This is a genomic window from Rhodococcus sp. JCM 9793 (assembly GCF_055380405.1).
On sequence record NZ_AP043721.1, the window covers coordinates 3,089,641 to 3,115,979 of the forward strand.

Genomic DNA, 26,339 nt, shown 5'->3' on the forward strand with positions numbered 1-26,339 from the left:
TCGCCCACAGTGTTCTCGTGGGCGACCCGTCCTCTACCGCTTATTGCTCGTCATCGGCGTCGGGTGTCAGAGCGACAGGATCGACGCCGCCGCAGTTCCCGGAGCGCCGTAGACCTGCGCGAGGCCGACTCGCGGGCTACCGGGAACCTGACGTTCGCCGGCGGTGCCGCGGAGCTGGTGGACGAGTTCGTGCACCTGGCGGATGCCCGACGCGCCGATGGGCTCTCCGTTGGCGATGAGACCGCCATCGGTGTTCACGGGCAGTGATCCGCCGATCTCGGTGGCGCCCTCAGCGATCAGCTTCTCCTGGTCGCCATCGGCACACAGCCCGGTCTCGGCCATGTGGATGACCTCTGCGCCGGCGTCGGTGTCCTGCAGCTGTGCGACGTCGACGTCCTCGGGGCCGATTCCCGCAGCCTCGTACGCGGCCTTCGCTGCGTACACGGTGGGAGAGACGTCCTCCTCGATTGCCGCCCACGTAGCGTGCACCTCGTAGGCGCCGTATGTGCGGGTGCGGATCGCCGTCGACCGCAGGTATACGGGCTTGTTCGACGAGAACTTCGCCGCGAGGTCGCCGCGGCACATGATGACCGCAGCGGCCCCCTCGTCGGGGGCGCAGAACATCTTCGCGGTCAGCGGATAGTTCAGCATCGGCGACGACAGGATCTCGTCGATGCTGAACTCGGTGCGGCGGAACGCCTTCGGGTTCTTGCCGCCGTTGCGGTAGTTCTTCGCGGCGACTCGGGCCAAGGTCTCGTGCGAGATGTCATGGTCGATGGCGTACCGGTTGGCTTTCATACCGAAGAACTTGGTGGTGACGAACTGGCCGTTCTCGGCATACCAGGCCGGAAGGCCCAGCATCGCGGGGTCGGCGGTGAAGGCGCCGCGAGGGTGCTTGTCGGTGCCGACAGCGATACCGATGTCGTACTTCCCCGAACGGATACCGTCGGCGGTCTGCTCGATCGCGCTGGCCGATGTGGCGCACGCATTGAACACGTTGGTGAAGGGAATGCCGGTCAGACCCACCAGGCGGGTAACGGCGTCGGTGTTGTCCACCTCGTAGCTGCCGCCGATGCCGAACTGGATGTCTTTCCATGCCACGCCCGAGTCTTCGAGCGCGAGCTGGATTGCGTCTGCGGCCATCTCGATGGCCGACTTGGCGCCGAATCTGCCGAACGGGTGAAGGCCCACACCGATGATGGCAACGTCGTTCATAGTTCTTTGGACTCCTCGATCGGGTGTAGGTGGATCAGATCGGCGCGAACGCCCAGGTGACGATGTCTGTTCCCTCGGCGTCCGTGTAGAAGGGCACGAACGTCAGTTCGAGTTCCATGCCGGGCTTCAGCTTCGCCGGATCGTTCTCGGTGATACGGGCCTCGACGCGGACCACATCGCCCAGCTGGACGAGGCCGAAGGCGAACGGCTCGAAATTCTCGGCGGTCTCACTGCCTGCGTAGGGCTGCTTGGGGACGAACCCCTGAGATGTCCATGCCACGAGAGTCCCGCGGCGGGGGAGCAGCAACTCCGAGATGTTGCCCCCGCTGCAGCGGGGGCACCGGGGTTGTGCCGGCCACGTGGTTGCCGAGCAGTCGTCGCAGCGACTGCCGATCAGCTGCGGGTCCTCCGCCGGCCATGTGGATACGTCGGGCGCGAGCGCCTTCGTCGTCATATGTCGTCCTCCGTTGTCCGATGCCGTCACGTCGCTTCTTGCCGCATACCGGCATGATGTTCACGTTAGACGGAAATGCCATTCTCTACAATGAGAGTGCACCGTTCGGATCGGTGCCTACGGCGTCACTCCCCACCTCGTGCACCGTGGGGCGACGCGATGGCGCGCACTGCTGTCGGGCAACGATGCCGCGCAACGACCGAACGAGGAGTCCTGATCGACGCTCGGGAAGATGGCGGAGAATTCCGGTAGAACCTGTTCCAATTTTCTCGATTTGTGGCTAGTGTCACGTGCACAAGCTGCAATGTGATGGAGGGCGTAGCCAGATGAAGACCAAGGGTGCACTGCTGTGGGGGCTCAACGAGGCGTGGTCGGTCGAGGAGATCGAACTCGGTGATCCGATCGCGGGTGAAGTGCAGATCCGCATGGAAGCCGCAGGCATGTGCCACTCGGATCACCACATCGTCACGGGCGCGACCCCGATGCCGTCCTATCCGGTGATGGGTGGTCATGAAGGATCGGGCGTCATCACCAAGGTCGGCGACGGTGTCGTCGGGCTCGAGGTGGGCGACCACGTCGTCCTGTCGTTCATTCCGGCGTGCGGCCGGTGTCCGTCGTGTGCGTCCGGACAGTCGAACCTGTGTGATCTCGGTGCCGGACTGCTCAGCGGTCAATCGATCTCAGATGGCAGCTACCGCATCCAGGCACGCGGAGAGAACGTCATCCCGATGTGCCTGCTCGGCACCTTCTCTCCCTATATGACGGTCAATCAGACCCAGGTCGTGAAGATCGAGAAGGACATCCCGTTCGAACTCGCGGCGCTCGTCGGTTGCGGTGTTCCCACCGGCTGGGGTTCGGCGACACATATCGCCGACGTGAAGGCGGGGGACTCGGTGGCCGTTATCGGCATCGGTGGTGTCGGTATGAGTGCCCTGCAGGGCGCCGTCGCGTCCGGTGCACGCCACGTGTTCGCGATCGACCCGGTGCCGTGGAAGCGTGAGCAGGCACTCAAGTTCGGTGCCACCCACACGTATGCCTCGATCGAAGAAGCGATCGTGCCGATCATGGAGATCACCTGGGGCAAGATGTGCCAGAAGACGATCATCACGGTCGGTGAGATGAAGGGTGAGCTCGTTGATCCGTCCCTGACGCTGACGGCGAAGGGTGGCAAGTGTGTCGTCACCGCCATGGGCTTCATGGCCGACATGGACGTGAAACTGAACTCGTTCCTGTTCTCGATGCTGCAGAAGGACCTCAAGGGCAACATCTTCGGCGGCTGCAACGCGCGTGTCGACATCCCCAACCTGCTGGATCTGTACCGGTCGGGCCAGCTCAACCTGGCCGACATGGTGACGCGCACGTACAGTCTCGAGCAGATCAACGACGGTTACAAGGACATGCTCGACGGCAAGAACATCCGCGGTGTCATCCAGTACACCGAAGCCGACTGGTGACGATGCGGCACATACCGGGTCTCGTAGTCTGATCGGGTGCCCCCGTAGTCTGTTCTGGTGCACAGCCTTTCTCTGATCTCCGACTGGCCCGTCGGTCACGCCGCCGGCGCGATACTCACTCGCGACGGCGGCGTTGTCGGGTCCGTTGGTGATCTCGCCGAGGTGTATCCGCTCGCCTCCGTGACCAAACCCCTGGTGGCGTACGCGCTTCTCGTGGCCGTAGAAGAAGGTGCGGTCGAGCTCGACCAGCCCGCAGGCCCTCCGGGGTCGACGGTGCGGCATCTCCTCTCGCACGCGTCGGGGCTCGCATTCGGTGACCGGACCGTCCAGGCCGAGCCGGAGCGCAAGCGCATCTACTCGAGCGCCGGTTTCGAGGTTCTCGCGGACCTCGTCGAGACCGAGACCGGAATCGGATTCGACGACTATCTCCACCAGGCCGTGTTCGAACCGCTCGGGATGCGGTCGTCGACGCTGACCGGGTCGGCGGGCCACGGCGCGAATTCGTCGACGGAAGACCTGATCCGCTTTGCCGCGGAGCTGTTGAGCCCTGTCCTCGTGTCGCCGCAGACCTTCGACGACGCAACTCGGGTGCAGTTTCCGGGACTGAATGGAATCGTGCCGGGATACGGAATGTTCAAACCGAATGACTGGTGTCTCGGTTTCGAACTACGGGGGAAGAAGAATCCGCATTGGACAGGAACCGGAAATTCCCCGAGGACTTTCGGTCATTTCGGTCAATCGGGCACATTTCTCTGGGTCGACCCCGAAATCGATACTGCCTGCGTAGTACTCACAAATCGGGCATTCGGGGAGTGGGCGAAGCCCCTGTGGGCCGAGTTCAATGATGCGGTACTGGGGGAAATCACAAAAACCTCTGCCGTTCGCTAGCGAAACAGGCGCAACACCGGCACACTGTCGGATAGTCGCATTGCATCACCTTTGTGAAGAGGTCGTTGGGGAAGACGTCCTCGTCTGATCGGAGGTGAATGTATGCGCGCATCGAACCAGTTCGCGGATGCGACGACCGGGGTGGTCTACGTCCATTCGTCGCCGGCTGCGGTGTGTCCGCACATCGAGTGGGCGCTGGCGTCCACATTGGACAGCCGCCCCGATTTGACGTGGACGGGGCAGCCCGCCGGCGAGGGTCAGCTGCGCACTTCGGTGGAGTGGACCGGCCCAGTCGGTACCGCGGCGCGGTTGGTCGAGGCGCTGCGGGTGTGGCCCATGCTCAGGTTCGAGATCACCGAGAACCCGAGTGAGGGTGTCGACGGTGAGCGGTACAGCTATGCGCCGCAGCTGGGACTGTGGCGTGGCAATACAAGTGCGAACGGCGATGTCGTGATCGGCGAGATGCGCCTGCGGGCGATGCTGGCCTCCGCTGACGTCGAGGGCGAGATCCACCGATGCCTGGGCACCGCGTGGGACGACGAACTCGAGCCCTACCGCAGCGGAGACGACGGCGCGCAGGTGACCTGGCTTCGCCGCGACGTCGGTTGATCGAGGTTCGTCAGCGATACGCGCGTGACGCGGGGCCTGCCATCTACGGATGGCAGGCCCCGCGTCACGCGTGGAGGAGCTACAGCGGAATGTTCTTGTGCCGGCCGCGACGCAACGGTGCGGCGGCGAGGGCTGCCGCAAGTGTGCTGCGGGTCTTCGACGGCTCGATCATCTTGTCGACCACGCCGATCGACATCGCTCGGCCGACTCCGCCGGCCAGCGCCTCGTGCTCGGCCGCGAGACGATCATGCAATGCCTCACGCTCGTCGTCCGGTGCAGCGGCGAGGGCCTTCTTGTGCAGGATTCCCACCGCGGCCTTCGCGCCCATGACAGCGACCTCCGACTCCGGCCATGCGAACACCGCGGTTGCGCCCAGCGCACGCGAGTTCATAGCGATGTAGGCGCCACCGTAGATCTTGCGGGTCACGAGCGTCACGCGTGGCACCGTGGCCTCCGCGAAGGCATGCAGAAGCTTGGCTCCTCGTCGAACGACGCCCTCCCACTCCTGGCTCACGCCGGGCAGATAACCGGGAACGTCGACGACCACTACGAGCGGTACGCCGAATGCATTGCACATGCGCACGAACCGGGCCGCCTTCTCGGCGCTCTCGGAATTGAGGCAGCCGCCGAGGCGCAGAGGGTTGTTGGCGATGACACCGACCGTGCGACCGCCGAGGCGCCCGAAACCTGTGACGATGCTGCGTGCCCAGCCGCTCTGGAGCTCTTCGAAGCTCGATTCGCCTTCGACGTTGTCGAGCAGCTCGTGGACGATCGGCCGCACGTCGTATGCGCGACGCACGGACTCGGGCATCAGTGCACGGAGGTCGGTGTCTCCGAGCTCGGCGGCAGCAACATCGAACTCGCCCTGCTCCGCGAGCATCGACACGAGGCGGCGTGCGCGATGGAGCGCATCCTCCTGGTCGTAGGCCGCGATGTGCGCGACACCGGACTTCTTGGTGTGGGTGTCGGGTCCGCCGAGCGACTCCATGTCGACCTGTTCACCGGTGACGCTTCGCACCACATCGGGGCCGGTGACGAACACGCGGCCCTCCGGAGCCATGATGACGATGTCGGTGAGGGCCGGCCCGTAGGCGGCGCCGCCCGCGGCGAAGCCGAGGACGACGGAAATCTGGGGGATGTGTCCCGATGCGCGGACCATTGCTTCGAAGACGAGGCCGACTGCGTGGAGTGCCTCGACGCCTTCGGCGAGGCGTGCACCGCCGGAATGGAACAGCCCGACGATGGGATGTTCGTTGTCGATCGCAGTGTCGATCGCGTGGACGATGTGCCGGCACCCTTCGACGCCCATGGCACCACCCATGACGGTCGCGTCCGAACAGTAGGCGACGGTGCGCACACCGTCGATGCGACCTACCGCGGCGAGGACACCGGAGTTGTCGCGTGGGTGGAGCAGTTCCACCGATCCCGGATCGAACAGCTTCTCGAGGCGGGCCAGCGGATCGCGGGGGTCCACTGCGCTGTCGCGCTGGGTGGCTGGATCCAGAATTGTCATCGGGTGCTCCTCGGGCGAAACGCGGTGGGTGGGTGCGGTGGAGGTCCCGGATCAGAACCCCCACCGCGTGCGCGGCGTATGCCGGTCGGGTCAGGCCCGACCGAACGCGATGGCGACGTTGTGCCCACCGAAACCGAACGAGTTGTTCAACGCGAAATCGATCTGTGCGTAGCGCGGTTCTCCGTGCACCACATCCAAGTCGATATCTGGATCCTGGTTCTCGAGATTCAGCGTGGGAGGAATGACTCCGTCACGCAGGGCCAGAACCGTGAGTACTGCCTCGAGTGCACCGACAGCGCCGATCGAATGACCGAGTGCGGACTTCGGTGCGTAGATCGCGGCGTGCTTTCCCACCGCTGCGCCGATGGCCTTGGCCTCGGCGATGTCTCCGATCGGGGTGGACGTCGCATGAGCGTTGACGTGCCCGATGTCGGACTTGGACAACCCGGCGGTCTCGATTGCGCGGGTCATCGCACGGGCTGCGCCCGTACCTTCCGGATCGGGCGCCACGATGTGGAACCCGTCCGACGTGATGCCGGAGCCGAGGACGCGAGCGTGAATCGTCGCGCCACGCGCTTTGGCGTGCTCCTCCGACTCGAGGATCATCAGTGCGCCGGCTTCGCCGAAGACGAATCCGTCGCGGTCCTTGTCGAATGGTCGGGAAGCTGCCTGGGGGTCGTCGTTGCGGGTGCTCAGCGCGCGCATCATCGCGAAGCTGGCGGTGGCAACCGCATCGAGTCGTCCCTCGACACCGCCGGTGACGACGATGTCGGCGTCGCCCATCGCGATCATCCGGTGGGCGTTCGCGATGGCCTCGGATCCCGACGAGCATGCCGAGACGGGAGTCAGGACGCCCGCGCGTGCACCGAGTTCGAGACCCACCGTGGCCGACGGACCGTTGGGCATGACCATCTGCACCACGAATGGCGACACCTTGCGGTACCCGCCGTCACGGAGCTTGTCGACGGCGTCGATGAGGGCATCGCCGCCACCGAGCCCGGTGCCGATGACGACACCGAGACGGTCCTGGTCGACTTCCGGGCTGCCGGCGTTCGACCACACCGTACGAGAGAGGGTGAGTGCGAGCCGTTCGACGAAACTCATCCGCCGGATCTCGACCCGCGACAGCGCCTCGTCGGGGTCGACCTTCAGCGTGCCACCGATGCGGACGGGAAGGTCGAATTCGTCGACGAACCCGCTGAGAGTGCCGATCCCGCTCTCGCCGGCGAGGAGGCCCTTCCATGTGGCATCCACATCACCTGCGATCGACGTCGTTGTCGCGAGAGCCGTGACGACGACGTTTCGTAGCGTTCGAGGAGAAGGGGAGGTCACGGGAGTGCTCATTCGCCGTCGTTGGTGGCCTGAACGCCCTCGGCCTCGAGCTTCTGGACGTAGGCGACGACATCGCCGACGGTGCGCAGGCTCGCGAGGTCCTCGTCGGGGATCTTCACGCCGTATGCGTCTTCCATCTGCACGGCGATCTCGACCATGGACAGCGAGTCGATGTCGAGGTCGTCCACGAACGACTTCTCGATGGTCACCTCGGAGGGCTCAATACCGGTGACCTCTTCGATGATCTCCGCAACGCCGGCAATGATTTCTTCCTGGGTGTGGGCCACTGCGTGGCTCCCTTCTTGGGTTTGTCGACTGGGTCGTGTGAAACCGGTCCGTACGGATGTCCGTCCCGGTGCCCGGGATGTCCCGGAGTTCTTGAGGTTCTCGTACTGCGCGCACGGCGCGCGCAGCAACCTAACCGAGAACCGGTGTTTCGGCCAACGTGTCGATGTCGGCCGGAGTCTTGAGTGCCGTGTTGGGGGTGCCGCGCATCTCACGCTTGGCGATGCCCACCAGCGTTCCTGCCGGCGGCAGTTCCACCACGGCGGAAACCTGAGCGGACTTCAGGTACGCGGTGCACAGGTCCCAGCGGACAGGTCGGGTGACCTGCGCCGCGATCCGGTCGAGTGCATCGGTTCCGGAAGTGGCGAGTGCGCCGTCGAAGTTGGACAGCAGTGGACGGGTCGGATCACTGGGTGTGATCTTCGCCGCTGCTGCTGTGACGGCATCCTGCGCAGGAGCCATGAAACGGGTGTGGAAGGCGCCGGCCACAGGGAGTGACCGGATGCGTGCCTTCGCGGGCGGGTTCGCTGCGAGTTCCTCGAGCGCATCGAGGCGTCCTGCAGCGACGATCTGGCCTGCCGCATTCACGTTCGCGGGTGTCAGATCGAGTTCTTCGAGCCGGGCGAGCACCTCGTCCTCGGCGCCGCCGAGGACGGCGGACATCCCCGTCGGTTCGAGAGCGCATGCCTTGGCCATTTCCACGCCGCGGATCGCAGCGAGCCCGACGGCCTCGTCGGCGGTGATCACTCCGGCGACGGCGGCGGCAGCGAGCTCACCGACGGAATGGCCGGCGGAGATCGTGTCTGCACCGATCAGGCCGCGTGCTTCCAACGCCTCGAACGCCAGAAGCGCCGTCGCGACGACGAGCGGCTGGGTTACTGCGGTATCGGTGATCTCTTCGGCGGTGGCGGTGGTGCCGAGACGTTCGAGGTCGAGCCCCGACGCCTTCGACCAGAGCTCGATTCGATCGCGAGCGCCGGCCTGCTCCAACCACGGAGCCAGCATTCCTGGTGTCTGAGACCCCTGACCGGGGGAAAGCAGCGAAATCACGATGATCAGAGAACACCCTGAAGGCACTCCTCCGAGATGTCGGTGGGGATGAAAGGTGGGAGCAGGATTTGTAGGGTTCCTACAAATTCCCACGTCGGCGTTCCCCATCGGACGCCCGCCCGTAACCGTTACGTGTCCTGTTCGCGAATTGTGAACCGAGTGACTGGTGGTGTGGGGGATCGGAGTTCGTTATGACTTTGTGCCAGACGACCAACGGTTGCCGCGATTCGGAGCACGTACGCATCACGCGGATTTGTCGGGTCCCGACCCGTTACCTCAGTGATTCGCCTCAACCTGTACCGGACAGTATTTGGATGAACAAACAGCTTTCGGGAGCAGGACTCGACAGCACCGCCACTGTCGAGGTATGCGTCCAAGGTGTCGGACAGGGCCGAACCGGCGGCCGCGAGCGGAGCCACGACGTCGTCTTCGAGCGCTGTGATCGCACCCGGGTCGCCCAGGAGTGCACGTTCGGGCAGCAACTCGGTCGCGTGGACCGGACGGGGAGCGCCCGGCCAGCCGACCACGGCCTCCATCCCAGCCATCGCCTCGACCGCCGACGCGTGCGCCGACGCGAGCGTCGGAGTGGTCGGACCGATGACGACGGGATCGCTCGAGAAGCTGTACATGAGCTCGTCCCGGAACGCGACGGCGTCGGGCCCACCGTGGAGCTCTCCACTGACCACCATCACGAGATGCTCCCCTTGCACCACCGCCAGCGCCGCGCGACCGTGCGCGCGGGCGATCGTGTGCACAGTTGTCACCGCGGACACGCCCTCCTCGGGTGGGGGGGAGCCGATGAGTACGGTGGCCGAGGCCGTTGCATCCCAATTGAGGGTGGCGGCACGGGACTGCATGTCGGATCCGGTGTCGCCGCGGACGACCGCGTCGACCACCAGCGCCTCGAGACGGGTGTCCCAGGCGCCCCGCGACTCCGCAGCGCTCGCATACACCGACGCTGCCGCGAAACCCAGCTCCCGACCGTACCGGAGGATTGCCTCGGTCAGTGCAACCAGTTGTTCCTCATTGCGGGCCAAGGCCGGCAGCCACTGTTCGAAGAACTCCATGGCTGCGCGAACCATGTCGACGGTCTGACGGAAGGTGAGCCTGCGCGCCAGATCCTGTGGAATCGCCTGGAAAGCGTCGAGGCTGAATGAAATATCACTCTCGGGGTCGCGGACCCATTCGAGGAAATCGACCACCGACGTCTGGATGATCAGCTGCACATTCGAACGCTGCGACGCGTCGAGGTCTGCGAAGAACGGCAACTGCTCCTGCATGACGTGCACGGCCTCGGTGGACATACGCCCCGAGAACTGTTTGACGCGCCGCAACAGTGCATCCGGCAACGGCGCGCGTTCCGGACGCTGAGGCGGCATCGGACGTCCCGCGGAGGCGCCCGATGCACGCGTCATCCGGCGCGGCTCCGGCTCGTCGATCATGCGAAGAACCTACCCGGACAGGGTCCGGGTAGGTTCACCGATGCTCGAGATGAGCGCGAACTCGTGAAGGTCAGGCCACGCCCGGGTCCGAGGTCGGAGCGGCAGCAGCCGTCACATCGTCGATCCGGTACTTCGTTGCGGCCTCGACCGCCCGAGCCGGGTCGATCGTCCCCTCGCGACCGAGCGCTGCGAGCACTGCGACGACCGTCGACTCCGCGTCGATGTTGAATACGCGGCGTGCTGCGGGGCGGGTATCGGAGAATCCGAACCCGTCGGCCCCGAGCACGGTGTAGTCGCCCGGCACCCACTGGCGGATCTGGTCTGGCACTGCACGCATCCAGTCGGACACCGCCACGAACGGGCCGGCTGCGTCGTTGAGCACCCGCTGCACGTACGGAACGGCGGGATCCTTCCCCGGGTCGAGGAGAGCCTGACGGTCGCACTCGATACCTTCGCGCCGGAGCTCACCCCACGAGGTCACCGACCACACGTCGGCGGAGACGCCCCACTCGTCGGCGAGCATCTGCTGGGCACGCAGCGACTCAGGCATGATCACGCCCGAGGTGAGGATCTGCGCTTTCGGACCTGACGCTGCACCGCGGTTGTACAGGTAGATGCCCTTGAGCAGGCCCTCGACGTCGAGGTTCTCCGGCTCCGCCGGCTGTGTGTACGGCTCGTTGTAGATGGTGATGTAGTAGAAGATGTTCTCGCCACCGAAGCCAGGCTCGAGCGTTCCGTCTGCCGCCGTCGTGCCGCCGTACATCCGACGCAGACCATCGCGCACGATGTGGGCGATCTCGTACGAGAACGCCGGGTCGTACGTCACGGCCGCCGGATTGGTGGAGGCGAGAAGCAGCGAGTGCCCGTCGGCGTGCTGCAGACCTTCACCGGTCAGGGTGGTGCGTCCGGCGGTGGCGCCGAGCACGAAACCGCGCGCCATCTGGTCGGCCGCGGCCCACAGGCCGTCGCCGGTGCGCTGGAAGCCGAACATCGAGTAGAAGATGTACACCGGGATCATCGGCTCACCATGGGTCGCGTACGACGTACCGACCGCGGTGAACGATGCCGTCGAACCGGCCTCGTTGATGCCCTCGTGCAGGATCTGACCGATCTCGCTCTCCTTGTAGGCGAGCATGAGTTCTGCGTCGACCGAGGTGTACAGCTGACCGTTGCGGTTGTAGATCTTCAGCGACGGGAACCACGAGTCCATACCGAACGTGCGGGCCTCATCCGGGATGATCGGCACGATGCGCTTGCCGATCTCCTTGTCTCGGAGCAACTCCTTGAGCACGCGCACGACCGCCATCGTGGTGGCGACCTCCTGCTTTCCCGAGCCCTTGCGGACGACGTCGTACGTCTTCTCCTCCGGCAACTTCAGTGGCGCTGCCTTCGTACGGCGCTCGGGGAGGAACCCGCCCAGATTCCGGCGACGCTCGAGCATGTACTGGATCTCGGGTGCGTCGAAGCCGGGGTGGTAGTACGGCGGTGTCTTCGGGTCCTTCTCGAGTTCCGCGTCGGAGATCGGGATCCGCTGGACGTCGCGGAAATACTTGAGGTCCTCGAGGGTGAGCTTCTTCATCTGGTGGGTCGCGTTGCGGCCCTCGAAGTGCTTGCCGAGCGTGTAGCCCTTGATGGTGTGCGCGAGGATGACGGTCGGCTGGCCCTTGTGCTCCATCGCGGCCTTGTACGCGGCGTGGATCTTGCGGTAATCGTGCCCGCCGCGCTTGAGATTCCAGATCTGCTGGTCGCTGAGGTGCTTGACCAGTTCCTTGGTGCGTGGGTCGCGCCCGAAGAAGTGCTCGCGGACGAACGCGCCGTCGTTGGCCTTGTAGGTCTGGTAGTCGCCGTCCGGGGTGACATTCATGAGATTGACGAGCGCGCCGTCCTTGTCGGCGTGCAGCAGTGCATCCCACTCGCGGCCCCACACGACCTTGATGACATTCCAGCCGGCGCCGCGGAAGAACGACTCCAGTTCCTGGATGATCTTGCCGTTGCCGCGGACCGGGCCGTCGAGACGCTGCAGGTTGCAGTTGACGACGAAGGTGAGGTTGTCGAGACCCTCCGTCGCGGCGACGTGTGCGAGGCCACGCGATTCGGGTTCGTCCATCTCACCGTCGCCGAGGAATGCCCACACATGCTGGTCGGAGGTGTCCTTGATGCCCCGGTCTTCCAGGTAATGATTGAAACGCGCCTGGTAGATGGCGTTCATCGGGCCGAGGCCCATCGACACCGTCGGGAACTCCCAGAAGTCGGGAAGAAGTCGCGGGTGGGGATACGACGGCAGGGCTCCGCCCTGGGACAGGTGGCTGTGCTCCTGACGGAAACCGTCGAGCTGCTCGGCGGGGATTCGGCCTTCGAGGAAGGCGCGCGCGTAGATGCCGGGCGACGCGTGTCCCTGGATGAAGACCTGGTCGCCACCACCGGGGTGGTCCTTGCCGCGGAAGAAGTGGTTGAAACCGACCTCGTACAGGGCGGCGGACGACGCGTAGGTGGAGATGTGGCCACCGACGCCGATACCGGGGCGCTGTGCACGGGTCACCATGATCGCGGCGTTCCAGCGGATGTAGGCGCGGAAGCGGCGCTCGACCTCTTCATCGCCGGGGAACCACGGTTCGCTCTCGGTGGGAATGGTGTTGACGTAGTCGGTCGAGGTCAATGCCGGAATCGACACGTGGCGCTCGCCGGCGCGCTCGAGCATGCGCAACATCAGGTAGCGGGCTCGGGAAGGTCCGGCAGCTTCGAGCATTCCGTCGAAGGACTCGAGCCACTCGGAGGTTTCCGCCGGATCGATGTCCGGCAGGTAGGAAGCCACGCCCTCGCGGATGACCCGAACCCGGTTGCCCGTCGCGGGGGCTGGGGTGTCGGTCGAGGGGCCCGTACCCGAAACGCCGGGTGTGGCGGCGTTCGCTCGGGAGTCGGGTCCGTGGATCAGGTCTGTCAACGTCAGCTCCTCATCGTGGTGGGGCGCGCAGGTGTAGCGCCCACTCCGTAGGCCGGCCCTTGTGGGGGCCAACTCATCGACATCTGAACATGATGCACCCCTCATCTTCCCCCATCGCGCCGGATCGGGTACGACGCGGTCCGACAAATCAGGCCCGGATCGCAGCCGGGTGGACCCCCTCCGAATGGTGCGCGTAGCGTCGATCCAGAAGATTCTCTCGGAAATCGCAGCGTTTCGGGTTGCGCTCAGGCGCCCGACCATGTTCGCTTTGATCAATCGCACGTCACACCGGTACGCGGAAGCCTCCGCGGCCACAATCTTGAGGAGGAACCACCGTGGTCGCCGCGGCGGATGCCAAGAACTACGTTTCGAAGCTCGGTATCAAGCACGACCACGTGGTGCAAGAACTCGGCTGGGACGAGGACACCGACGAGGATCTGCGTGCAGCAATCGAGGAGGTCACCGGTACGGAGCTGCTCGACGAGGACTCCGACGAGGTCGTCGACGTCGTGCTGCTGTGGTGGCGGGAGAGCGACGGTGATCTCGTGGACAACCTCATGGATGTCGTGAGCCCGCTCGCCGAGGACGGTGTCGTGTGGGTGCTGACCCCCAAGACGGGCCGCCCCGATCACGTCGAGCCCAGCGAGATCGCCGAATCGGCGACCACCGCCGGTCTGACTCAGACATCGGCGACGAATCTGGGCGACTGGATCGGCAGCCGGTTGGTGCAGCCGAAGGCCGGCAAGCCGCGCCGCTGAGTCATCTCTTCCCCTCCGAATGAAGGACACCATTTCCGATGGCGATCGCCGTGGGCACCGAAGCGCCCGATTTCACCCTGAAGGACCAGAACAACCAGGAAGTGACACTCTCGAGCTTCCGGGGTGCCAAGAACGTGCTGCTGGTGTTCTACCCGCTCGCATTCACGGGCGTGTGCCAGGGCGAGCTGTGCGCCGTGCGCGACGACCTGCCGACCTTCGAGAACGACGACACTGCGATCCTCGCCGTGTCGGTGGGTGCGTCTCCGACCCACAAGATCTGGTCTGCAGAACAGGGCTACACCTTCCCGCTGCTGTCGGATTTCTGGCCGCACGGTGAGGTCGCTCAGGCCTACGGCGTATTCAACGACAAACTCGGCTTCGCGAACCGCGGAACTTTCGTGATCGACAAGGCCGGCGTCGTGCAGTTCGCGGAGGAGAACGGGCCCGGAGAGCCCCGTGACCAGCAGGCTTGGGTCCGGGCGCTCGCCGCGCTAAAGTCCTGAAGTGAAAATCGGCAGCCTCCGGTTGCCGATTTTTCGGGCGTGTAGCTCAGTGGTAGAGCTCTGGTTTTACACACCAGCGGTCGGCGGTTCGATACCGTCCACGCCCACCAGTTCCATTCCATGCCGTTCGGGTCGCTCGGTACGCGGTCGACCCCCCCGTTTCCTGTAACGGCCTCCTGTAACCGCCTCCTGTAACGATCGTCACCTGTCTCACGAGATCTTGAATAGGCGGCGACTTCGACCGCCTCGCACAAGAGTGGAGGAAACGGCATGGGATCATCCGACATCGTTCAGTGGATCAGCGAGGGCTACCTCAATGGAGATCCGATCGCGACCGCGCTGTTCATCCCGCTCTTCTTCGCCGTCAACCTCTGGAACCTCGCGACCGGCGGACCGATTCTCTGATCGCCGGCCACCGCACGGCGCTCCCGGCCGACTACGGGGCAGGGATGTCTGCTGCGGTGGTGTAGGCCTCGGCCAGTAGTGCAGAGAATGCCTCGTCGAGATCGTCTGCCGACGACAGGCTCAAGCGATGAGTGGTGACCCTGCCCGTCGTGGGGTACGCCTCACGCAAGGTCGGGTGATGGACGCGCCTCGAGAGATCAAGAGCCACCTCGAGGCGCGTGGCGTACAGGAATGCGGCAGCGAACACCCGCGGCGTCGACGAGGACGCCCGCGCCCACGAGACCTCCGAGGTGTGCACAGTCTCCTCGACGTCGTCACCCAGCGCGAAGACCAGGGTGCGGAATCGCCGGAACGCGTCGACGGCCGCGGGGTCCTTGTCGGCCAGATAGTCGTCGACGGTCGAGTACATCGGGAACTCCTCGTGTGGTGAAACACCGGGCAGTGACGTGTCGCAGTACGCGGTCACCGGTGCCCGCCGTAACGGTCGGCCAGCTTGTCGCTGGTGGTATGCGACATCGACGTGGAACGCACGGAACCCGAACGTACGATCGCCGTGTCCTTCGACGGAGATTCCGGCTCGGTCGGGACGACCGCATCGGCGTCCCGCGCCTTCGCCTTGCGACGTTCCCGAATCTCCGCCCAGACGAAGTATGCGAGCCCGAGGGGCGCCATGATGCCGAACGCGAGCCACTGCAACCCGTAGGACAGATACGGCCCGGCGTCGAGCTGAGGCAGCGCCTTCGCCTCGAGTACACCGGGCTGCCCCGCATCGAGCTGAAGGTATCCGTTGACCAGATCGAGCCCCGACGCCTCGGCGATCTGGCCGGAGTCGATGAAGTAGACCTGCAGATAACCGGCGTCGGTGAACGGATCCTTGCCTTCGACGGTGCCTTCCGACATGCGGATTCGAGCATCCAGGGTCACCCGTCCCGTCGGTGCAGCGGGAAGCTCGGGCACCGCAGTGCCCTCGACAGGACGCGCGTAACCGCGGTCGACGAGGATGGTGCTTCCGTCGTCGAGCACGAACGGGGTGAGGACCTCGTAGGCAGGCTTGGACTCGGTGCTCCGCAGCCGTACCAGAACATCCGAATCCGGGACGTAACTGCCGTCTGCGATCACCCGCCGCCATTCGCTCTCGACGGTTGCGCCGCCGTTCCCGAGCAGCTCGCCGACAGGCACACGGTCCTGCGACACGGACTCGGTGATGCGGTCGTTGCGCTCGCCGGTGCTCGTGTTCTTTCCGAGCTGCCACGGCGCGAGCACGGTGAAGCACGCGTAGGCGAAGCCAACCACTACCAGAGCGAGAACGAGCCAGCTCGGGCGAAGGAGAAATGACAGTCGGCGCACACGTCCACGGTAGACCGTGATGTGTATCTCACTGTTGTCGCACCCAGTCGAGCAGGCCGGGCACGCACGCTTCGATCTGCTCCCGTACCTGCTCGAATGCGGCCGATCCGCCGTAATACGGGTCGGGAACCGAGTCGTCGTCGGCGTCCGGATCGAAGCTGCGCAGTAACACTCGACGCTCGTTCGGGACACCGAGCACTGCGAGTGCGCGGTCGTGGCCGGTCGCGAGCGCGACCACCAGGTCGGCGGACAGATGGTCGTCTCCGAGCTTCGCGGCGCGGTGCCCCGTCGGGTATCCGTACTTCTGCAGGACCGCGTCGGTGCGAGGGTCGGCGTCGCAGCCGATGTGCCAGCCGTGGGTGCCCGCGCTGCTCACCCGAACGCGGTCGTCGAGACCTTCTCGTCGCAGATGCTCGACAAAGATCTTCTCTGCCATCGGCGAGCGGCAGATGTTGCCGGTGCACACGAATGTCACGTGCACCGTGCGGGTCACCTCTGTTTCAGGCATGTCCACGCCTGTGTCGGTCATGTCGCAGTCCGCCCATGTCGAAGTCCGCCGGTCAGGAGGTGCTGCAGGTCGGCGACGGCGGCGACGGTCTTCGCTGCAGCGGCGCCTTCGGAGTCGGTGCCGTAGCCCCACTCGACGAACATCGTGGGGATCCCGAACCGGCCGGCTCCGTGGATGTCGTGTTCGCGGTCGCCGACCATCACGACATCGGAGGTTCCGCCCTGCGCGGCGTCGACGGCTTCGATACCGAGCGCAGCGAGACTGTGGGCGACCACGTCGGCTTTCGCGCGCCGGACGCCGTCCTCGCTCGCCCCGCCGATGAACTCGAAGTGGTGCGCGACCCCGAAATGTTCGAGGATCCGCACGGCAGCGGATTCGTTCTTCGAGGTCGCCACCGCAAGCCGGCTACCGGAGCCGTGGACGGCCGCGAGCATGGCTCCGACGCCATCGAACAGGGCATTCTCGGACCATCCTGTGTCTGTGTAGTACTCGCGATACGCCGCCAATCCCTGCTCGATCTTCTCTTCGCCGAGGCCGAACGAGCGCAATGTGTCGCGCATCGGGGGTCCGAGCAGCCACTCGAGGTTCCCGTCGGGAACGGTGAAACCGACGGTCCGGGCGGCATGGAGGAAACCGTTGATCACGCCCGTCGCGGAATCGGTCAGGGTGCCGTCGAGGTCGAACAACACGACCGGGGAGGGCAGCAACAGTGGGTGCGGATCGGCGAGGAGAGTCACCCGGCCATTGTCCCCGGTTCTCGAAGACCCGCAGCGTAGGGTCGTCGGCGGACAGCAGGACACTGTGCAGCAGGACCGAGGTCAGGAGGATTCGTGACGGCCACCCTTCGTGAGGTGATCGAGGTACTCGACACGGCGTATCCGCCGTCATTGGCGGAGTCGTGGGATTCGGTGGGCCTGGTCACGGGTGATCCCGGCGACCCGGTCCGCAAGGTGCTGCTCGCTGTCGACGCTACCGCCGCTGTCGTCGATCAGGCCCTCGAGTGGGGCGCCGACCTGCTGCTCGTACACCACCCACTGTTGCTCCGCGGTGTCGATACCGTCGGCGCGCATACCCCCAAGGGTGCTCTCATCCACCGGCTGATCCGGGGTGGCTGCGCACTGTTCACCGCGCACACCAACGCCGATCGCGCCGATCCTGGCGTATCCGACGCGTTGGCGCAGGCTCTGGGCCTGACCGGGTTGCGGCCGATCGATCCGAAGCCTGAACAGGCCGCCGACAAGTGGGTGGTGATGGTGCCGAGCGAGGCATCCAGCACTGTGCGTGCCGCGCTGTTCGACGCCGGAGCAGGTGCACTGGGCAACTATCGCGAGTGCTGCTGGACGGCGTCGGGGACAGGACAGTTCCGTCCCGTCGACGGCGCCGACCCGGCGATCGGTGCGGTCGGGGAACTCGAGCAGGTCGCCGAGGACCGCATCGAGGTGATCGCTCCTCGCCGCGCCCGCGCCACGGTGCTGGCGGCGCTGCGCAGCGCTCACCCCTACGAGGAACCGGCATTCGACGTATTCGAGCTCGCCGAGCTGCCGAGCAACCGCGGACTCGGCCGCGTGGGGGAGTTGCCTCACCCACAGACTCTGCGCGAATTCACCGAGACGGTCGCGGCGGCGCTGCCGCCCACGGAGTGGGGTGTGCGTGGCGCGGGCGACCCCGACCGCCCGATCCGGACGGTGGCGGTGTGCGGCGGATCGGGCGACTCGTTCCTCGGAAAGGTCTCGGCTCTGGGAGTCGATGCGTATGTGACGGCCGACCTGAGGCATCACCCCGCAGACGAACATCTGCGGGCCGGTGGTCCGGCGCTCGTCGACGTCGCACATTGGGCGAGCGAACAACCGTGGTGCGCGCAGGCGAGCGCGATCCTCGACGAAGCATTCGGCGATCACGATGGTTGGGAGTCCCGCGTCACCGACCTGCGGACCGATCCCTGGACGACGGCGGCCCGCGCGGTACGGTAATCAGCTACGAGACCGTCGTCGCGGTCCGGTCGCGACCAGGGCCGTCGTCGCGGCCTCTCCCGAGTCGAGAACCCGAAAGCAGGAACCACCCGAGTGAACGTCGAACCCGCAGTGCAGGCAAAGCTCCTTTCCATCGCCTCAGTGGACAACGAGCTCAACCGTCTCGCGCACCGTCGCCGCACCCTGCCGGAACAGCAGGAGGTGGACCGGCTCCAGGCCGAGCGGGCGTCCCGGAAGGACGCGGCAGTTGCCGTCGAGATCGTGCTCGATGATCTCGACCGTGACATCCGCAAGATCGAGGGTGAGATCGACGCTGTGCGCCAGCGTGCACAGCGCGACCGCGCGTTGCTCGAGGGAGGCACCATCGGCTCGAAGCAGCTCACCGAGCTGCAGCATGAACTCGGAAGCCTCGAGCGGCGACAGTCGGCCCTCGAGGACGACCAGCTCGACGTCATGGAGCGGCGCGAGGCGTCGAAGGCCGATCATGATCACGCCGGCGCACAGGTGTCACAGATCGACGACCAGCTCGGCGACGCGACCCGCGCCCGGGACGAGGCTGTCGCCGACATCGAGGTTGCCGAAGGCCGCTGTCGAAGTGACCGCGAAACCTTGATTGCGGCGTTGCCCGTCGAGCTGGTGGCGGTCTACGAGAAGCAGCGTGAGCGGTCGGGTATCGGCGCGGCACTGTTGCAGGCTCGTCGGTGCGGCGCGTGCCGCATCGAGCTGGACCGCGGCGAGATCGCCCGCATCGCGGCCGCGCCGGCCGACGTGGTGGTCCACTGCCCGGAATGCAACGCGATCATGGTTCGTACCAAGGAATCGGGTCTGTGAGTCGGGTCGTCGTCGAGGCCGACGGCGGTTCTCGCGGGAATCCGGGGCCTGCCGGGTACGGTGCGGTCGTATTCGACTCAGATCACCGAGCGGTGCTTGCCGAACGTAATGCGAGCATCGGCCGTGCCACCAACAACGTGGCCGAGTACCGGGGATTGATCGCGGGGCTGGCAGCAGCGGCCGAGATCGGTGCCGACGAGGTCGATGTCCGGATGGATTCGAAGCTTGTCGTCGAGCAGATGTCGGGACGCTGGAAGGTCAAGCACCCCGACATGATTCCGCTCGCGACGCAGGCGAGGGCGTTGGCGTCGAAGTTTTCGCGGGTGAACTACACGTGGGTGCCGCGCGCGGAGAACGGCTACGCCGACAGGCTTGCGAACGAAGCGATGGACGCGGCCGCGACACCGAAGATGGAGACACCCGCGACCGAGGCACCGAAGGCGCCCGGTTGGAACGCTGCGACCGGCACTCCGACACGGATGCTGCTCCTGCGTCATGGCCAGACCCCGCTGTCGGTCGAGCGTCGCTATTCGGGGCGCGGAAATCCCGAACTCACAGAGCTGGGTCGCGGCCAGGCTGCCGCAGCTGCACAGATGTTGGCGAAGCGCGGTGGGCTTGCCGCGGTGGTGTCGTCGCCGCTCGACCGGGCACGGGACACCGCGGCCGCGGCTGCCGGCGCATTGAATCTTCCGGTCACAGTCCACGACGGTCTGATCGAGACCGACTTCGGCGACTGGGAGGGTCTCACCTTCCAGGAAGCGGCCGGGCGCGATGTCGACCTGCACAAACGATGGCTCGGCGACACGTCGGTGCGGCCGCCCGGCGGTGAGAGCTTCGACGACGTGCGTACGCGTATCGCGGGTGTCCGGGACGACCTGACCGCTGAATATCCGGGCTCGAACGTGCTCGTGGTCTCGCACGTGACACCGATCAAGACGCTGCTGCAGTTCGCACTGGATTCCGGCCCGTCGTTGCTCTACCGCCTGCATCTGGATCTGGCGTCGTTGAGCATCGCCGAGTTCTACCCGGACGGTGGGTCGTCTGTGCGCCTGGTCAACGACACGTCGTACCTGTAGGCAGCCGACCCACACACGAAAAGTGGCCGCGCAGACATGTCGGGGGTGTGCCTGCGCGGCCACTCATCAGGTCTATCGGGTCCGCGCTCCGCTCGTTACACAGATTCCGAAAATACTTCTTCGGGGAGTTCTCGGTCCCGCGCGTGACGACGTCGTTGTGGCGGGCAGCCCACGCGTTCTGCCAAAATGGGTTCATCACGCGAGCAGGAGGTACAGCGATGGGCGGCTACCGGGTTCACGCGTATGCGACCCCTCCTTCCGGCCTCTCGCCGCTCGGAGTTCCACCCGCCCCGGATTTCGTCGTGGATCGGCGGCCCTGGTGGAGGCGCCATCCGATTCTCACCACTCTCGGTGTGCTGTGGCTGGTCGGGTTCGCTCAGGAGGAACCGGCGGTCGCTGCGGTGTTGCTCGTGCTCGTCCTCGCTGTGGTCGGGGTGGGTACTCGTCGTCGTTCCCGCGACGAGCGTCGGCGCGAGGAAGCGGCCATCGTGGCCCGCGCCGATGCGCAGCATCAGGCGTACCTCAACGGTGACCCTCGGGGAATCTACGGATTCCCGACCGAGTCGACACCGCTCCCGCAGCCGATTCCGTACTATCGTCCCGCCGCACAGCAGCCCTGGGTCGCGCCGCCCGCTCAGCAGCCGTACGCACACCACATGCACCAATGGCATGCACACCGGCGGTACTACCGCTAGGGGCAGTAGGTCACACCAGTTTGCGCAACGTCCGCAGATTGCGGTTGGTGGTCACCGCCTTGAATCGAGACGCGCCGATCTTCTTGCTGAAGATGCTGCCGATCGTCTCGCCCTTCTCGACTTGCCAGTAGACGACGCCGTCGCCGACGGCGATCTGCTCGACCGCCGGATCGAGTGTGTCGGCGACGTCTGCAAGCTCGCCGATCACCGAGTCGTCTGCGACGAACACGGCATACGAGTGCCGGCCGTCGACGTCCTCGTCGAACGGGTAGGCATCGGCCACTGCCGACAGATACGACTGCGGATGGACGAACACATATGCGTCGTACCCGAAAGCGTCGGACAGTGCGTGCTCGAGCCGCGCTTTCAGCTCGGTAGCGTTGGCGTCTGCGTCGAACAACACATTCCCCGAGGCAAGGACCGTCCGGACATTGCGAAGTCCGAGGTCGGTGAACAGTGCGGCGAGATCGGCCATCTTGATCCTGACGCCGCCGACATTGATTCCGCGCAGCAGCGCCACGTATCGAGTCATGCTCGAAGACGGTAGTTCGCGCCGGTGACATCCGGAGCGCTACTCTGTTCGAGCGGATGAGTCGGCCGGGCGACCGCGGAGCAGGGAACCGGCACCGAACGGTGCCAGGCCCTGAATCGAGGAAAGTCCGGACTCCACAGAGCAGGGCGGTTGCTAACGGCAACCCGAGGTGACTCGCGGGACAGTGCCACAGAGAACAGACTGCCTGCCCTTCGGGGCAGGTGAGGGTGAAACGGTGCGGTAAGAGCGCACCAGCACCCCGGGTGACCGGGGTGGCTTGGTAAACCCCGCCCGGAGCAAGGTCGAAGGCCGCACCGATTCCCTTCCGGGAACCGGTGCGGCTGCGCAGGTGTTCGAGGGCTGCTCGCCCGAGCCTGCGGGTGGACCGCTCGAGGCACCCGGCAACGGTGTGTCCAGATGGATGGTCGTCACCCCGTCTCGACGGGGGACAGGATCCGGCTTACAGGCCGGCTCGTCCGCTCTGTCCTACTGCCGTCCACCCGGTAGGTCTATCTGTCGATCACAGTGGTCCGACGACCAGCAGATGTGCCCAGTGCGAGGCGGCCTCCGGCCCGATGTACGGAAGAAGGGCGTCGAAGAGAATGTACGACATGTGTTCGGCTCCTCATTGATGACGGTCTGTGGTGCCGGGCCGACGGTACCAGCCACGCCGGACCTCGCGTAGCGGCAAAAAGTCGACCTTGTTCGGGCACACTTGAACCATGAGCGACGAGGGTTGGTACTACGACGTGAGCACAGGCAAGGTCAGCCAGGGCAAGGATCCCGGTGCCCTCAATCGAATGGGGCCGTACCCCGACAAGGACACCGCCGAGCGAGCCCTGCAGATTGCTGCCGAGCGAACCAAGGCCGCAGACAAGGCCGACGACGAGTGGAACAACTGACGCGTCCGCACGGCGGAGAACCGAACCAGTGGTGACAGCACCTTTCGTCGTCGCTCCGGCGATCGACTTTGCATCCGTACGCTCCGAATTCGGGCTCGACGGCGGATACCCGGCGGATGCACTCGCAGAAGCCCATGCGTTCACGGACCGGTTCGGTAGCGACCGCGAGGACCACACCGTCCTGCCCCTGGTGACCATCGATCCTCCGGGCTCCATGGACCTGGACCAGGCCCTCCACCTCGATCGCACGGCGGACGGCTTCGTCCTGCACTACGCGATCGCCGACGTGTACGCCGTCGTCGAACCCCGCGGGGCACTCGAAAGGGAAACCCATCGCCGGGGGCAGACGTTCTACTTTCCCGACGGGTCCGTTCCACTACACCCGCGGGACCTGTCGGAGGACGCGGCGAGCCTGCTCCCCGACGTCGTCCGACCCGCGGTGCTGTGGCGGATCGAGACGGACGACCGCGCCGAACCCATCGCAGTGACGGTGCGACGTGCGCTGGTCCGGTCTGTCGCACGACTCGACTACGCGGGCGTGCAGCGCGGCGCTGATACCGGCACTCTGCACCCGTCGATCGCCGCGCTACCCGAGTTCGGGCGGCTGCGCGCGGAGGCAGCACTCGAACGAGGGGCCATCGAGTTGCGTCTGCCCGAGCAGGACGTGACCCCCCACGGCGACGGGTGGGCCCTGGCCGTGCAGCCCCGCACGGGCGCCGACGACTGGAACTCACAGGTTTCGCTACTCACCGGAATGTGTGCGGCCGAACTCATGCTCGGCGCGAAGGTGGGCCTGCTGCGGACATTGCCGCCTGCGGACGAGGAGGCCGTCGCGGCATTGCGGCGCACGGCGACTGCCCTGGGTGTGCCGTGGCCCGAGGGCTTGCAGGTAGGCGCGTTCCTTGCAGGACTCGACGCGAACGAGCCGTCGACGCTCGTGCTCATGAGCGAAGCGCCGACCTTGCTGCGCGGTGCCTCGTATGCGGCGTTCGACGGTGAGCTTCCCGAACTGAGCCTGCACGGTGCGATCGGTGCGCCCTACGCGCACGTGACCGCGCCGCTGCGTCGCCTGTCGGACAGGTACACGACCGAGGTGTGCCTCGCGGTGTCGGCCGGCACCGCGATTCCGTCGCACGTCCGCGACATCCTGCCGGACCTGCCGAAGATCATGTCCTCGTCCGACTCGGTGTCGGGCAAGATCGGGCGCGCGTGCATCGACCTGACCGAGGCCGTCGTGCTCTCGCCTCGGGTCGGACAGCAATTCGAGGCAACCGTGCTCAGGGACGCCACCGGCAGGCGCGAGGCGGAGGTGTTCGTGGCCTCCGAGACCGTCATTGCTCCGTGCGCTGGTCAGCCGCAGGAAGGGGCGCGCGTCACCGTCCGGCTCATCGGAGCGGACATTGCTGCTCGGAAGGTTGAATTCGCCTACGAGCCGGCACCGGCATGAGTACCGAGACCCGGAGTGCGGGTCGCGGCCGGCGAGTGGCGACCATGGTCGCCGGTGCGCTGACCGCGGTAGTGCTGATGCTCGTCGCCGTCGTGTGGTGGTGGGCGCCGAGTAGATACCTGCCCTGGGACACCGCGTCGTTCCCCGCCGTCGACACTGCCGCGCTGTCGGCGGAGCAGGCGACGGTCGTGCACCTACTCGAGGACGAACACCGTACTCAGCGGCCCGGCACCTTCTACTCGGAGGGTGTGGAAGAGCAGTGGTGCGCCGACTTCGTCAGCTGGATCATGCGGGAAGCCGGTATGCCACTGTCGAATCCACACTCCGGGTATTGGCGGATCCCGGGTGTGTACACGCTGCAGGAGTACTACGACCAGCACGATCGCTTCGAATCGGTGGAGTCCGGCTACCGGCCCGAGGTGGGCGACGTCGTCCTGTACGAGAACACCGCCGGATTCGGGCAGCACACCAACATCGTCGTCGCGGTCGACGGTGACGAGGCGATCACCGTGGGTGGCAACGAATTCGGCCGAATCCGCGTCCACACGCTCGAGTGGTCGGACGACTCGGCGGTGGTGGGATTCGGCCGGCTCCCACACTGACGCGGTGTCATCAATCGACGCGGTGTCACCGGAACCGGTCGGTCGCTTCCACCAGATGATGAGTGATGCCGGGTTCGTGCGCGGAGTGTCCGGCGTCGTCGACGATGTGCAACTCCGAGTCGGGCCAGGCGCGGTGGAGATCCCACGCGCTGGTAGCGGGGCACACCACATCGTAGCGACCTTGCACGATCACGCCCGGAATGCCATGCAGGAGATATGCATCCCGCAGCAACTGCCCTTCGTCGAGGAAACCGCGATGGTAGAAATAGTGGTTCTCGATCCGCGCGAAGGCGAGTGCGAACCGGGGCTCCGCGGTGTCGGCGATGTGGTCGGGCTGCGGTAGCAGCGAACTAGTTCCGCCCTCCCACGTCGACCACGCGACCGCTGCACGCAACGCGACGTCCGGGTCGGGAGAGTGCAGCAACCGGTGATAGGTGTCGACGGGATGTTCCCCGGGGTCGGCGCCGGCCAGCGGTGCGAGGAACCCTTCCCACAGATCCGGGAACACTGCCCCGGCACCACCGTTGTAGTACCAATCGATCTCGCTGCGGCGCAACAGGAAGATGCCACGCAGCACCAATTCGCTGACACGGTCGCGGTGACGTTGCGCGTAGGCCAGGGCGAGTGTCGACCCCCACGATCCGCCGAACACCATCCACCGCTCGATGTTCAGGAATACGCGCAACTGTTCGATGTCGGCGAGCAGATGGTCGGTCGTGTTGACCGACAAGTCGGCTCCGTCGGCGACATGCGGTCGCGACCGACCGCACCCCCGCTGGTCGAACATCACGATGCGGTAGGCCTCAGGATCGAAGAACCGGCGCTGCTGCGGAGACGTACCGCCGCCCGGCCCGCCGTGCAGGAACACGACAGGCTTGCCGTCCGGGTTTCCGCTGACCTCCCAATACACCTGCTGATCGTCACCGACAGGGAGGAAACCGTGGTCGTACGGTTCGATCGGAGGATAGGGCTCGCGACGTTCGGGCATCGTCTAGAACCCGACGAGAGCAGACGCGAGATCGGGAATCTGCAGGGCGGATAACGTCTCGTCGCGCACCTGCGAGCACTGCTCGGAGGTGATGGTGTCCACGCGCGCGCGATCCCCGGCCAGCGCGATCAGGTCGATTCCGTTTGCCGCACCCCATTCGCCGACGAGGATGTTCAGGCCGCCCTTCCCGACGGACGGCGTGTACGTGCGCCAGCTCTGAAGTTGGCCCTCGATGCGGGTGCACAGGTCGGCGGCCTGGGCCTCGGTGACACCGCCGGGTGCTTGCGCGGGTTCGGATGCCGGCGGCGCCGGGGTGTTCGGCGGCGTCGGATCCGAGGTGGTTCCGGGGGCGCACGCGCCGAGCAGGCCGATCATGGCTGCGGCTGCGGCAGCAGCGACAGGGACGCGTCGGAATCGGGTCATGGGGGAGCGCACCTCGCGGTTCGGTGGTCGTTGGTCGCCGTCGAGTGTGCCATCGAATCCTGAAACGCCGATGAGCGCCCTTCTAAGCTGGGGGCATCGTGTCCGACCGTCGAGGAGTCTGGTGACATGGCCGATCTCGCACTGCTTTGCCGACTGGACGGAATCGGAT

The 26,339-nt window shown here is 65.8% G+C and carries 28 protein-coding genes, 1 tRNA gene and 1 other RNA gene; 15 read left to right on the plus strand and 15 right to left on the minus strand.

Annotated elements, in window-relative coordinates; genetic code table 11:
- Positions 1-66 precede the first annotated feature (66 nt).
- Positions 67-1,215, minus strand: a complete 1,149-nt coding sequence (locus ACZ46K_RS16360; RefSeq protein ID WP_054806785.1) for a thiolase family protein — start codon at positions 1,213-1,215, stop codon at positions 67-69.
- Between the two features lie 34 nt (positions 1,216-1,249).
- On the minus strand, positions 1,250-1,669 hold the full coding sequence (locus ACZ46K_RS16365; RefSeq protein ID WP_054806786.1) for a Zn-ribbon domain-containing OB-fold protein: 420 nt from the start codon (positions 1,667-1,669) through the stop codon (positions 1,250-1,252).
- A 326-nt stretch (positions 1,670-1,995) separates the two neighbouring features.
- Here ACZ46K_RS16365 and ACZ46K_RS16370 point away from each other — a divergent pair, with 326 nt between their 5' ends.
- The 3 genes from ACZ46K_RS16370 (at position 1,996) to ACZ46K_RS16380 (ending at position 4,620) form a co-directional block, all read left to right on the plus strand.
- A complete protein-coding gene (locus ACZ46K_RS16370; RefSeq protein WP_464743610.1) occupies positions 1,996-3,123 on the plus strand; it encodes an NDMA-dependent alcohol dehydrogenase in 1,128 nt (375 codons plus the stop codon).
- Between the two features lie 57 nt (positions 3,124-3,180).
- On the plus strand, positions 3,181-4,011 hold the full coding sequence (locus ACZ46K_RS16375) for a serine hydrolase domain-containing protein (protein ID WP_464743612.1): 831 nt from the start codon (positions 3,181-3,183) through the stop codon (positions 4,009-4,011).
- Positions 4,012-4,113: 102 nt separating this feature from the next.
- On the plus strand, positions 4,114-4,620 hold the full coding sequence (locus tag ACZ46K_RS16380; protein ID WP_464743614.1) for a DUF3145 domain-containing protein: 507 nt from the start codon (positions 4,114-4,116) through the stop codon (positions 4,618-4,620).
- 79 nt (positions 4,621-4,699) lie between these two features.
- Here ACZ46K_RS16380 and ACZ46K_RS16385 read toward each other — a convergent pair whose 3' ends face one another.
- The 6 genes from ACZ46K_RS16385 to aceE all read right to left on the minus strand — a co-directional run bounded on the left by ACZ46K_RS16385 (position 4,700) and on the right by aceE (position 13,183).
- Positions 4,700-6,133 carry an acyl-CoA carboxylase subunit beta gene (locus ACZ46K_RS16385; protein WP_054809884.1) on the minus strand — a complete coding sequence of 478 codons (1,434 nt, stop codon included), beginning with the start codon at positions 6,131-6,133 and terminating at the stop codon, positions 4,700-4,702.
- A gap of 90 nt (positions 6,134-6,223) precedes the next feature.
- Complete coding sequence (locus ACZ46K_RS16390; protein ID WP_464743616.1) at positions 6,224-7,477, minus strand: KasA/KasB family beta-ketoacyl-ACP synthase; 1,254 nt, start codon at positions 7,475-7,477, stop codon at positions 6,224-6,226.
- The gene (acpM, locus tag ACZ46K_RS16395; RefSeq protein ID WP_054806788.1) at positions 7,474-7,752 is read right to left on the minus strand and encodes a meromycolate extension acyl carrier protein AcpM; all 279 of its coding nucleotides are present in this window, start codon (positions 7,750-7,752) and stop codon (positions 7,474-7,476) included. The genes ACZ46K_RS16390 and acpM overlap by 4 nt, the downstream gene beginning before the upstream one ends.
- Before the next feature lie 130 nt (positions 7,753-7,882).
- On the minus strand, positions 7,883-8,800 hold the full coding sequence (locus ACZ46K_RS16400; protein WP_464743618.1) for an ACP S-malonyltransferase: 918 nt from the start codon (positions 8,798-8,800) through the stop codon (positions 7,883-7,885).
- 128 nt (positions 8,801-8,928) lie between these two features.
- Entirely contained in the window at positions 8,929-10,215 is a 1,287-nt protein-coding gene (locus ACZ46K_RS16405; RefSeq protein WP_464749352.1) for a PucR family transcriptional regulator, read from the minus strand.
- 97 nt (positions 10,216-10,312) lie between these two features.
- Positions 10,313-13,183: a pyruvate dehydrogenase (acetyl-transferring), homodimeric type gene (gene aceE, locus ACZ46K_RS16410; protein ID WP_464743620.1), complete on the minus strand. Its 2,871-nt coding sequence runs from the start codon at positions 13,181-13,183 to the stop codon at positions 10,313-10,315.
- A gap of 335 nt (positions 13,184-13,518) precedes the next feature.
- Between aceE and ACZ46K_RS16415 the strand changes: the two genes are divergently transcribed.
- The 4 genes from ACZ46K_RS16415 (at position 13,519) to ACZ46K_RS16430 (ending at position 14,849) form a co-directional block, all read left to right on the plus strand.
- Positions 13,519-13,941, plus strand: coding sequence for a DUF3052 domain-containing protein (locus tag ACZ46K_RS16415; RefSeq protein WP_054806940.1), 423 nt, complete (start codon positions 13,519-13,521; stop codon positions 13,939-13,941).
- Positions 13,942-13,979: 38 nt separating this feature from the next.
- A complete protein-coding gene (locus ACZ46K_RS16420; RefSeq protein ID WP_054810365.1) occupies positions 13,980-14,444 on the plus strand; it encodes a peroxiredoxin in 465 nt (154 codons plus the stop codon).
- Positions 14,445-14,479: 35 nt separating this feature from the next.
- Positions 14,480-14,554, plus strand: a tRNA-Val gene (locus tag ACZ46K_RS16425).
- Between the two features lie 160 nt (positions 14,555-14,714).
- Positions 14,715-14,849 (plus strand): hypothetical protein, encoded by a 135-nt coding sequence (locus ACZ46K_RS16430; protein ID WP_464743622.1) that lies wholly within the window; start codon positions 14,715-14,717, stop codon positions 14,847-14,849.
- Between the two features lie 31 nt (positions 14,850-14,880).
- On the opposite strand, the gene ACZ46K_RS16435 is transcribed toward ACZ46K_RS16430, so the two are convergent.
- The 4 genes from ACZ46K_RS16435 to ACZ46K_RS16450 are packed head-to-tail and all read right to left on the minus strand — an operon-like array spanning position 14,881 to position 17,441.
- Entirely contained in the window at positions 14,881-15,258 is a 378-nt protein-coding gene (locus ACZ46K_RS16435; protein WP_464743624.1) for a DUF5655 domain-containing protein, read from the minus strand.
- 53 nt (positions 15,259-15,311) lie between these two features.
- A complete protein-coding gene (locus tag ACZ46K_RS16440) occupies positions 15,312-16,196 on the minus strand; it encodes an SURF1 family cytochrome oxidase biogenesis protein (RefSeq protein ID WP_464743626.1) in 885 nt (294 codons plus the stop codon).
- 28 nt (positions 16,197-16,224) lie between these two features.
- Positions 16,225-16,725 carry a low molecular weight protein-tyrosine-phosphatase gene (locus ACZ46K_RS16445; RefSeq protein ID WP_464743628.1) on the minus strand — a complete coding sequence of 167 codons (501 nt, stop codon included), beginning with the start codon at positions 16,723-16,725 and terminating at the stop codon, positions 16,225-16,227.
- A complete protein-coding gene (locus ACZ46K_RS16450; protein ID WP_054806942.1) occupies positions 16,722-17,441 on the minus strand; it encodes an HAD hydrolase-like protein in 720 nt (239 codons plus the stop codon). Before ACZ46K_RS16450 ends, ACZ46K_RS16445 begins: the two co-directional genes overlap by 4 nt.
- Positions 17,442-17,534: 93 nt before the next feature.
- Here ACZ46K_RS16450 and ACZ46K_RS16455 point away from each other — a divergent pair, with 93 nt between their 5' ends.
- From ACZ46K_RS16455 to ACZ46K_RS16470, 4 genes are all read left to right on the plus strand, one after another.
- Entirely contained in the window at positions 17,535-18,674 is a 1,140-nt protein-coding gene (locus ACZ46K_RS16455) for a Nif3-like dinuclear metal center hexameric protein (protein ID WP_464743630.1), read from the plus strand.
- A 93-nt stretch (positions 18,675-18,767) separates the two neighbouring features.
- On the plus strand, positions 18,768-19,505 hold the full coding sequence (locus ACZ46K_RS16460; protein WP_054807483.1) for a zinc ribbon domain-containing protein: 738 nt from the start codon (positions 18,768-18,770) through the stop codon (positions 19,503-19,505).
- A complete protein-coding gene (locus ACZ46K_RS16465; RefSeq protein ID WP_464743632.1) occupies positions 19,463-20,581 on the plus strand; it encodes a bifunctional RNase H/acid phosphatase in 1,119 nt (372 codons plus the stop codon). Before ACZ46K_RS16460 ends, ACZ46K_RS16465 begins: the two co-directional genes overlap by 43 nt.
- A 218-nt stretch (positions 20,582-20,799) precedes the next feature.
- Complete coding sequence (locus ACZ46K_RS16470; protein WP_464743634.1) at positions 20,800-21,276, plus strand: hypothetical protein; 477 nt, start codon at positions 20,800-20,802, stop codon at positions 21,274-21,276.
- Positions 21,277-21,286: 10 nt separating this feature from the next.
- On the opposite strand, the gene ACZ46K_RS16475 is transcribed toward ACZ46K_RS16470, so the two are convergent.
- Complete coding sequence (locus ACZ46K_RS16475; RefSeq protein WP_054810842.1) at positions 21,287-21,808, minus strand: DUF1697 domain-containing protein; 522 nt, start codon at positions 21,806-21,808, stop codon at positions 21,287-21,289.
- A 57-nt stretch (positions 21,809-21,865) separates the two neighbouring features.
- Between ACZ46K_RS16475 and rnpB the strand changes: the two genes are divergently transcribed.
- From rnpB to ACZ46K_RS16495, 4 genes are all read left to right on the plus strand, one after another.
- An RNA gene (gene rnpB / locus ACZ46K_RS16480) (RNase P RNA component class A) lies at positions 21,866-22,287 on the plus strand.
- Positions 22,288-22,530: 243 nt separating this feature from the next.
- Positions 22,531-22,710, plus strand: coding sequence for a hypothetical protein (locus tag ACZ46K_RS16485; RefSeq protein WP_054807486.1), 180 nt, complete (start codon positions 22,531-22,533; stop codon positions 22,708-22,710).
- Between the two features lie 28 nt (positions 22,711-22,738).
- Positions 22,739-24,157: an RNB domain-containing ribonuclease gene (locus ACZ46K_RS16490; RefSeq protein WP_464743636.1), complete on the plus strand. Its 1,419-nt coding sequence runs from the start codon at positions 22,739-22,741 to the stop codon at positions 24,155-24,157.
- Positions 24,158-24,201: 44 nt separating this feature from the next.
- A complete protein-coding gene (locus ACZ46K_RS16495; RefSeq protein ID WP_054807832.1) occupies positions 24,202-24,759 on the plus strand; it encodes a CHAP domain-containing protein in 558 nt (185 codons plus the stop codon).
- Positions 24,760-24,784: 25 nt separating this feature from the next.
- Here ACZ46K_RS16495 and pip read toward each other — a convergent pair whose 3' ends face one another.
- Both pip and ACZ46K_RS16505 read right to left on the minus strand, forming a co-directional pair.
- On the minus strand, positions 24,785-25,747 hold the full coding sequence (gene pip, locus ACZ46K_RS16500) for a prolyl aminopeptidase (protein ID WP_054807831.1): 963 nt from the start codon (positions 25,745-25,747) through the stop codon (positions 24,785-24,787).
- A gap of 3 nt (positions 25,748-25,750) precedes the next feature.
- Positions 25,751-26,170: a hypothetical protein gene (locus ACZ46K_RS16505; protein WP_464743638.1), complete on the minus strand. Its 420-nt coding sequence runs from the start codon at positions 26,168-26,170 to the stop codon at positions 25,751-25,753.
- Between the last annotated feature and the right edge of the window lie 169 nt (positions 26,171-26,339).

Coding starts and splice junctions, on each gene's coding strand:
- ACZ46K_RS16360 (WP_054806785.1), bottom strand. CDS start 1,215: ATGAACGACGTTGCCATCATCGGTGTGGGCCTTCACCCGTTCGGCAGA.
- ACZ46K_RS16365 (WP_054806786.1), bottom strand. CDS start 1,669: ATGACGACGAAGGCGCTCGCGCCCGACGTATCCACATGGCCGGCGGAG.
- ACZ46K_RS16370 (WP_464743610.1), top strand. CDS start 1,996: ATGAAGACCAAGGGTGCACTGCTGTGGGGGCTCAACGAGGCGTGGTCG.
- ACZ46K_RS16380 (WP_464743614.1), top strand. CDS start 4,114: ATGCGCGCATCGAACCAGTTCGCGGATGCGACGACCGGGGTGGTCTAC.
- ACZ46K_RS16385 (WP_054809884.1), bottom strand. CDS start 6,133: ATGACAATTCTGGATCCAGCCACCCAGCGCGACAGCGCAGTGGACCCC.
- ACZ46K_RS16390 (WP_464743616.1), bottom strand. CDS start 7,477: ATGAGCACTCCCGTGACCTCCCCTTCTCCTCGAACGCTACGAAACGTC.
- ACZ46K_RS16405 (WP_464749352.1), bottom strand. CDS start 10,215: ATGACGCGTGCATCGGGCGCCTCCGCGGGACGTCCGATGCCGCCTCAG.
- ACZ46K_RS16420 (WP_054810365.1), top strand. CDS start 13,980: ATGGCGATCGCCGTGGGCACCGAAGCGCCCGATTTCACCCTGAAGGAC.
- ACZ46K_RS16430 (WP_464743622.1), top strand. CDS start 14,715: ATGGGATCATCCGACATCGTTCAGTGGATCAGCGAGGGCTACCTCAAT.
- ACZ46K_RS16435 (WP_464743624.1), bottom strand. CDS start 15,258: ATGTACTCGACCGTCGACGACTATCTGGCCGACAAGGACCCCGCGGCC.
- ACZ46K_RS16445 (WP_464743628.1), bottom strand. CDS start 16,725: ATGACCGACACAGGCGTGGACATGCCTGAAACAGAGGTGACCCGCACG.
- ACZ46K_RS16465 (WP_464743632.1), top strand. CDS start 19,463: ATGCAACGCGATCATGGTTCGTACCAAGGAATCGGGTCTGTGAGTCGG.
- ACZ46K_RS16470 (WP_464743634.1), top strand. CDS start 20,800: ATGGGCGGCTACCGGGTTCACGCGTATGCGACCCCTCCTTCCGGCCTC.
- ACZ46K_RS16475 (WP_054810842.1), bottom strand. CDS start 21,808: ATGACTCGATACGTGGCGCTGCTGCGCGGAATCAATGTCGGCGGCGTC.
- ACZ46K_RS16485 (WP_054807486.1), top strand. CDS start 22,531: ATGAGCGACGAGGGTTGGTACTACGACGTGAGCACAGGCAAGGTCAGC.
- ACZ46K_RS16495 (WP_054807832.1), top strand. CDS start 24,202: ATGGTCGCCGGTGCGCTGACCGCGGTAGTGCTGATGCTCGTCGCCGTC.
- pip (WP_054807831.1), bottom strand. CDS start 25,747: ATGCCCGAACGTCGCGAGCCCTATCCTCCGATCGAACCGTACGACCAC.
- ACZ46K_RS16505 (WP_464743638.1), bottom strand. CDS start 26,170: ATGACCCGATTCCGACGCGTCCCTGTCGCTGCTGCCGCAGCCGCAGCC.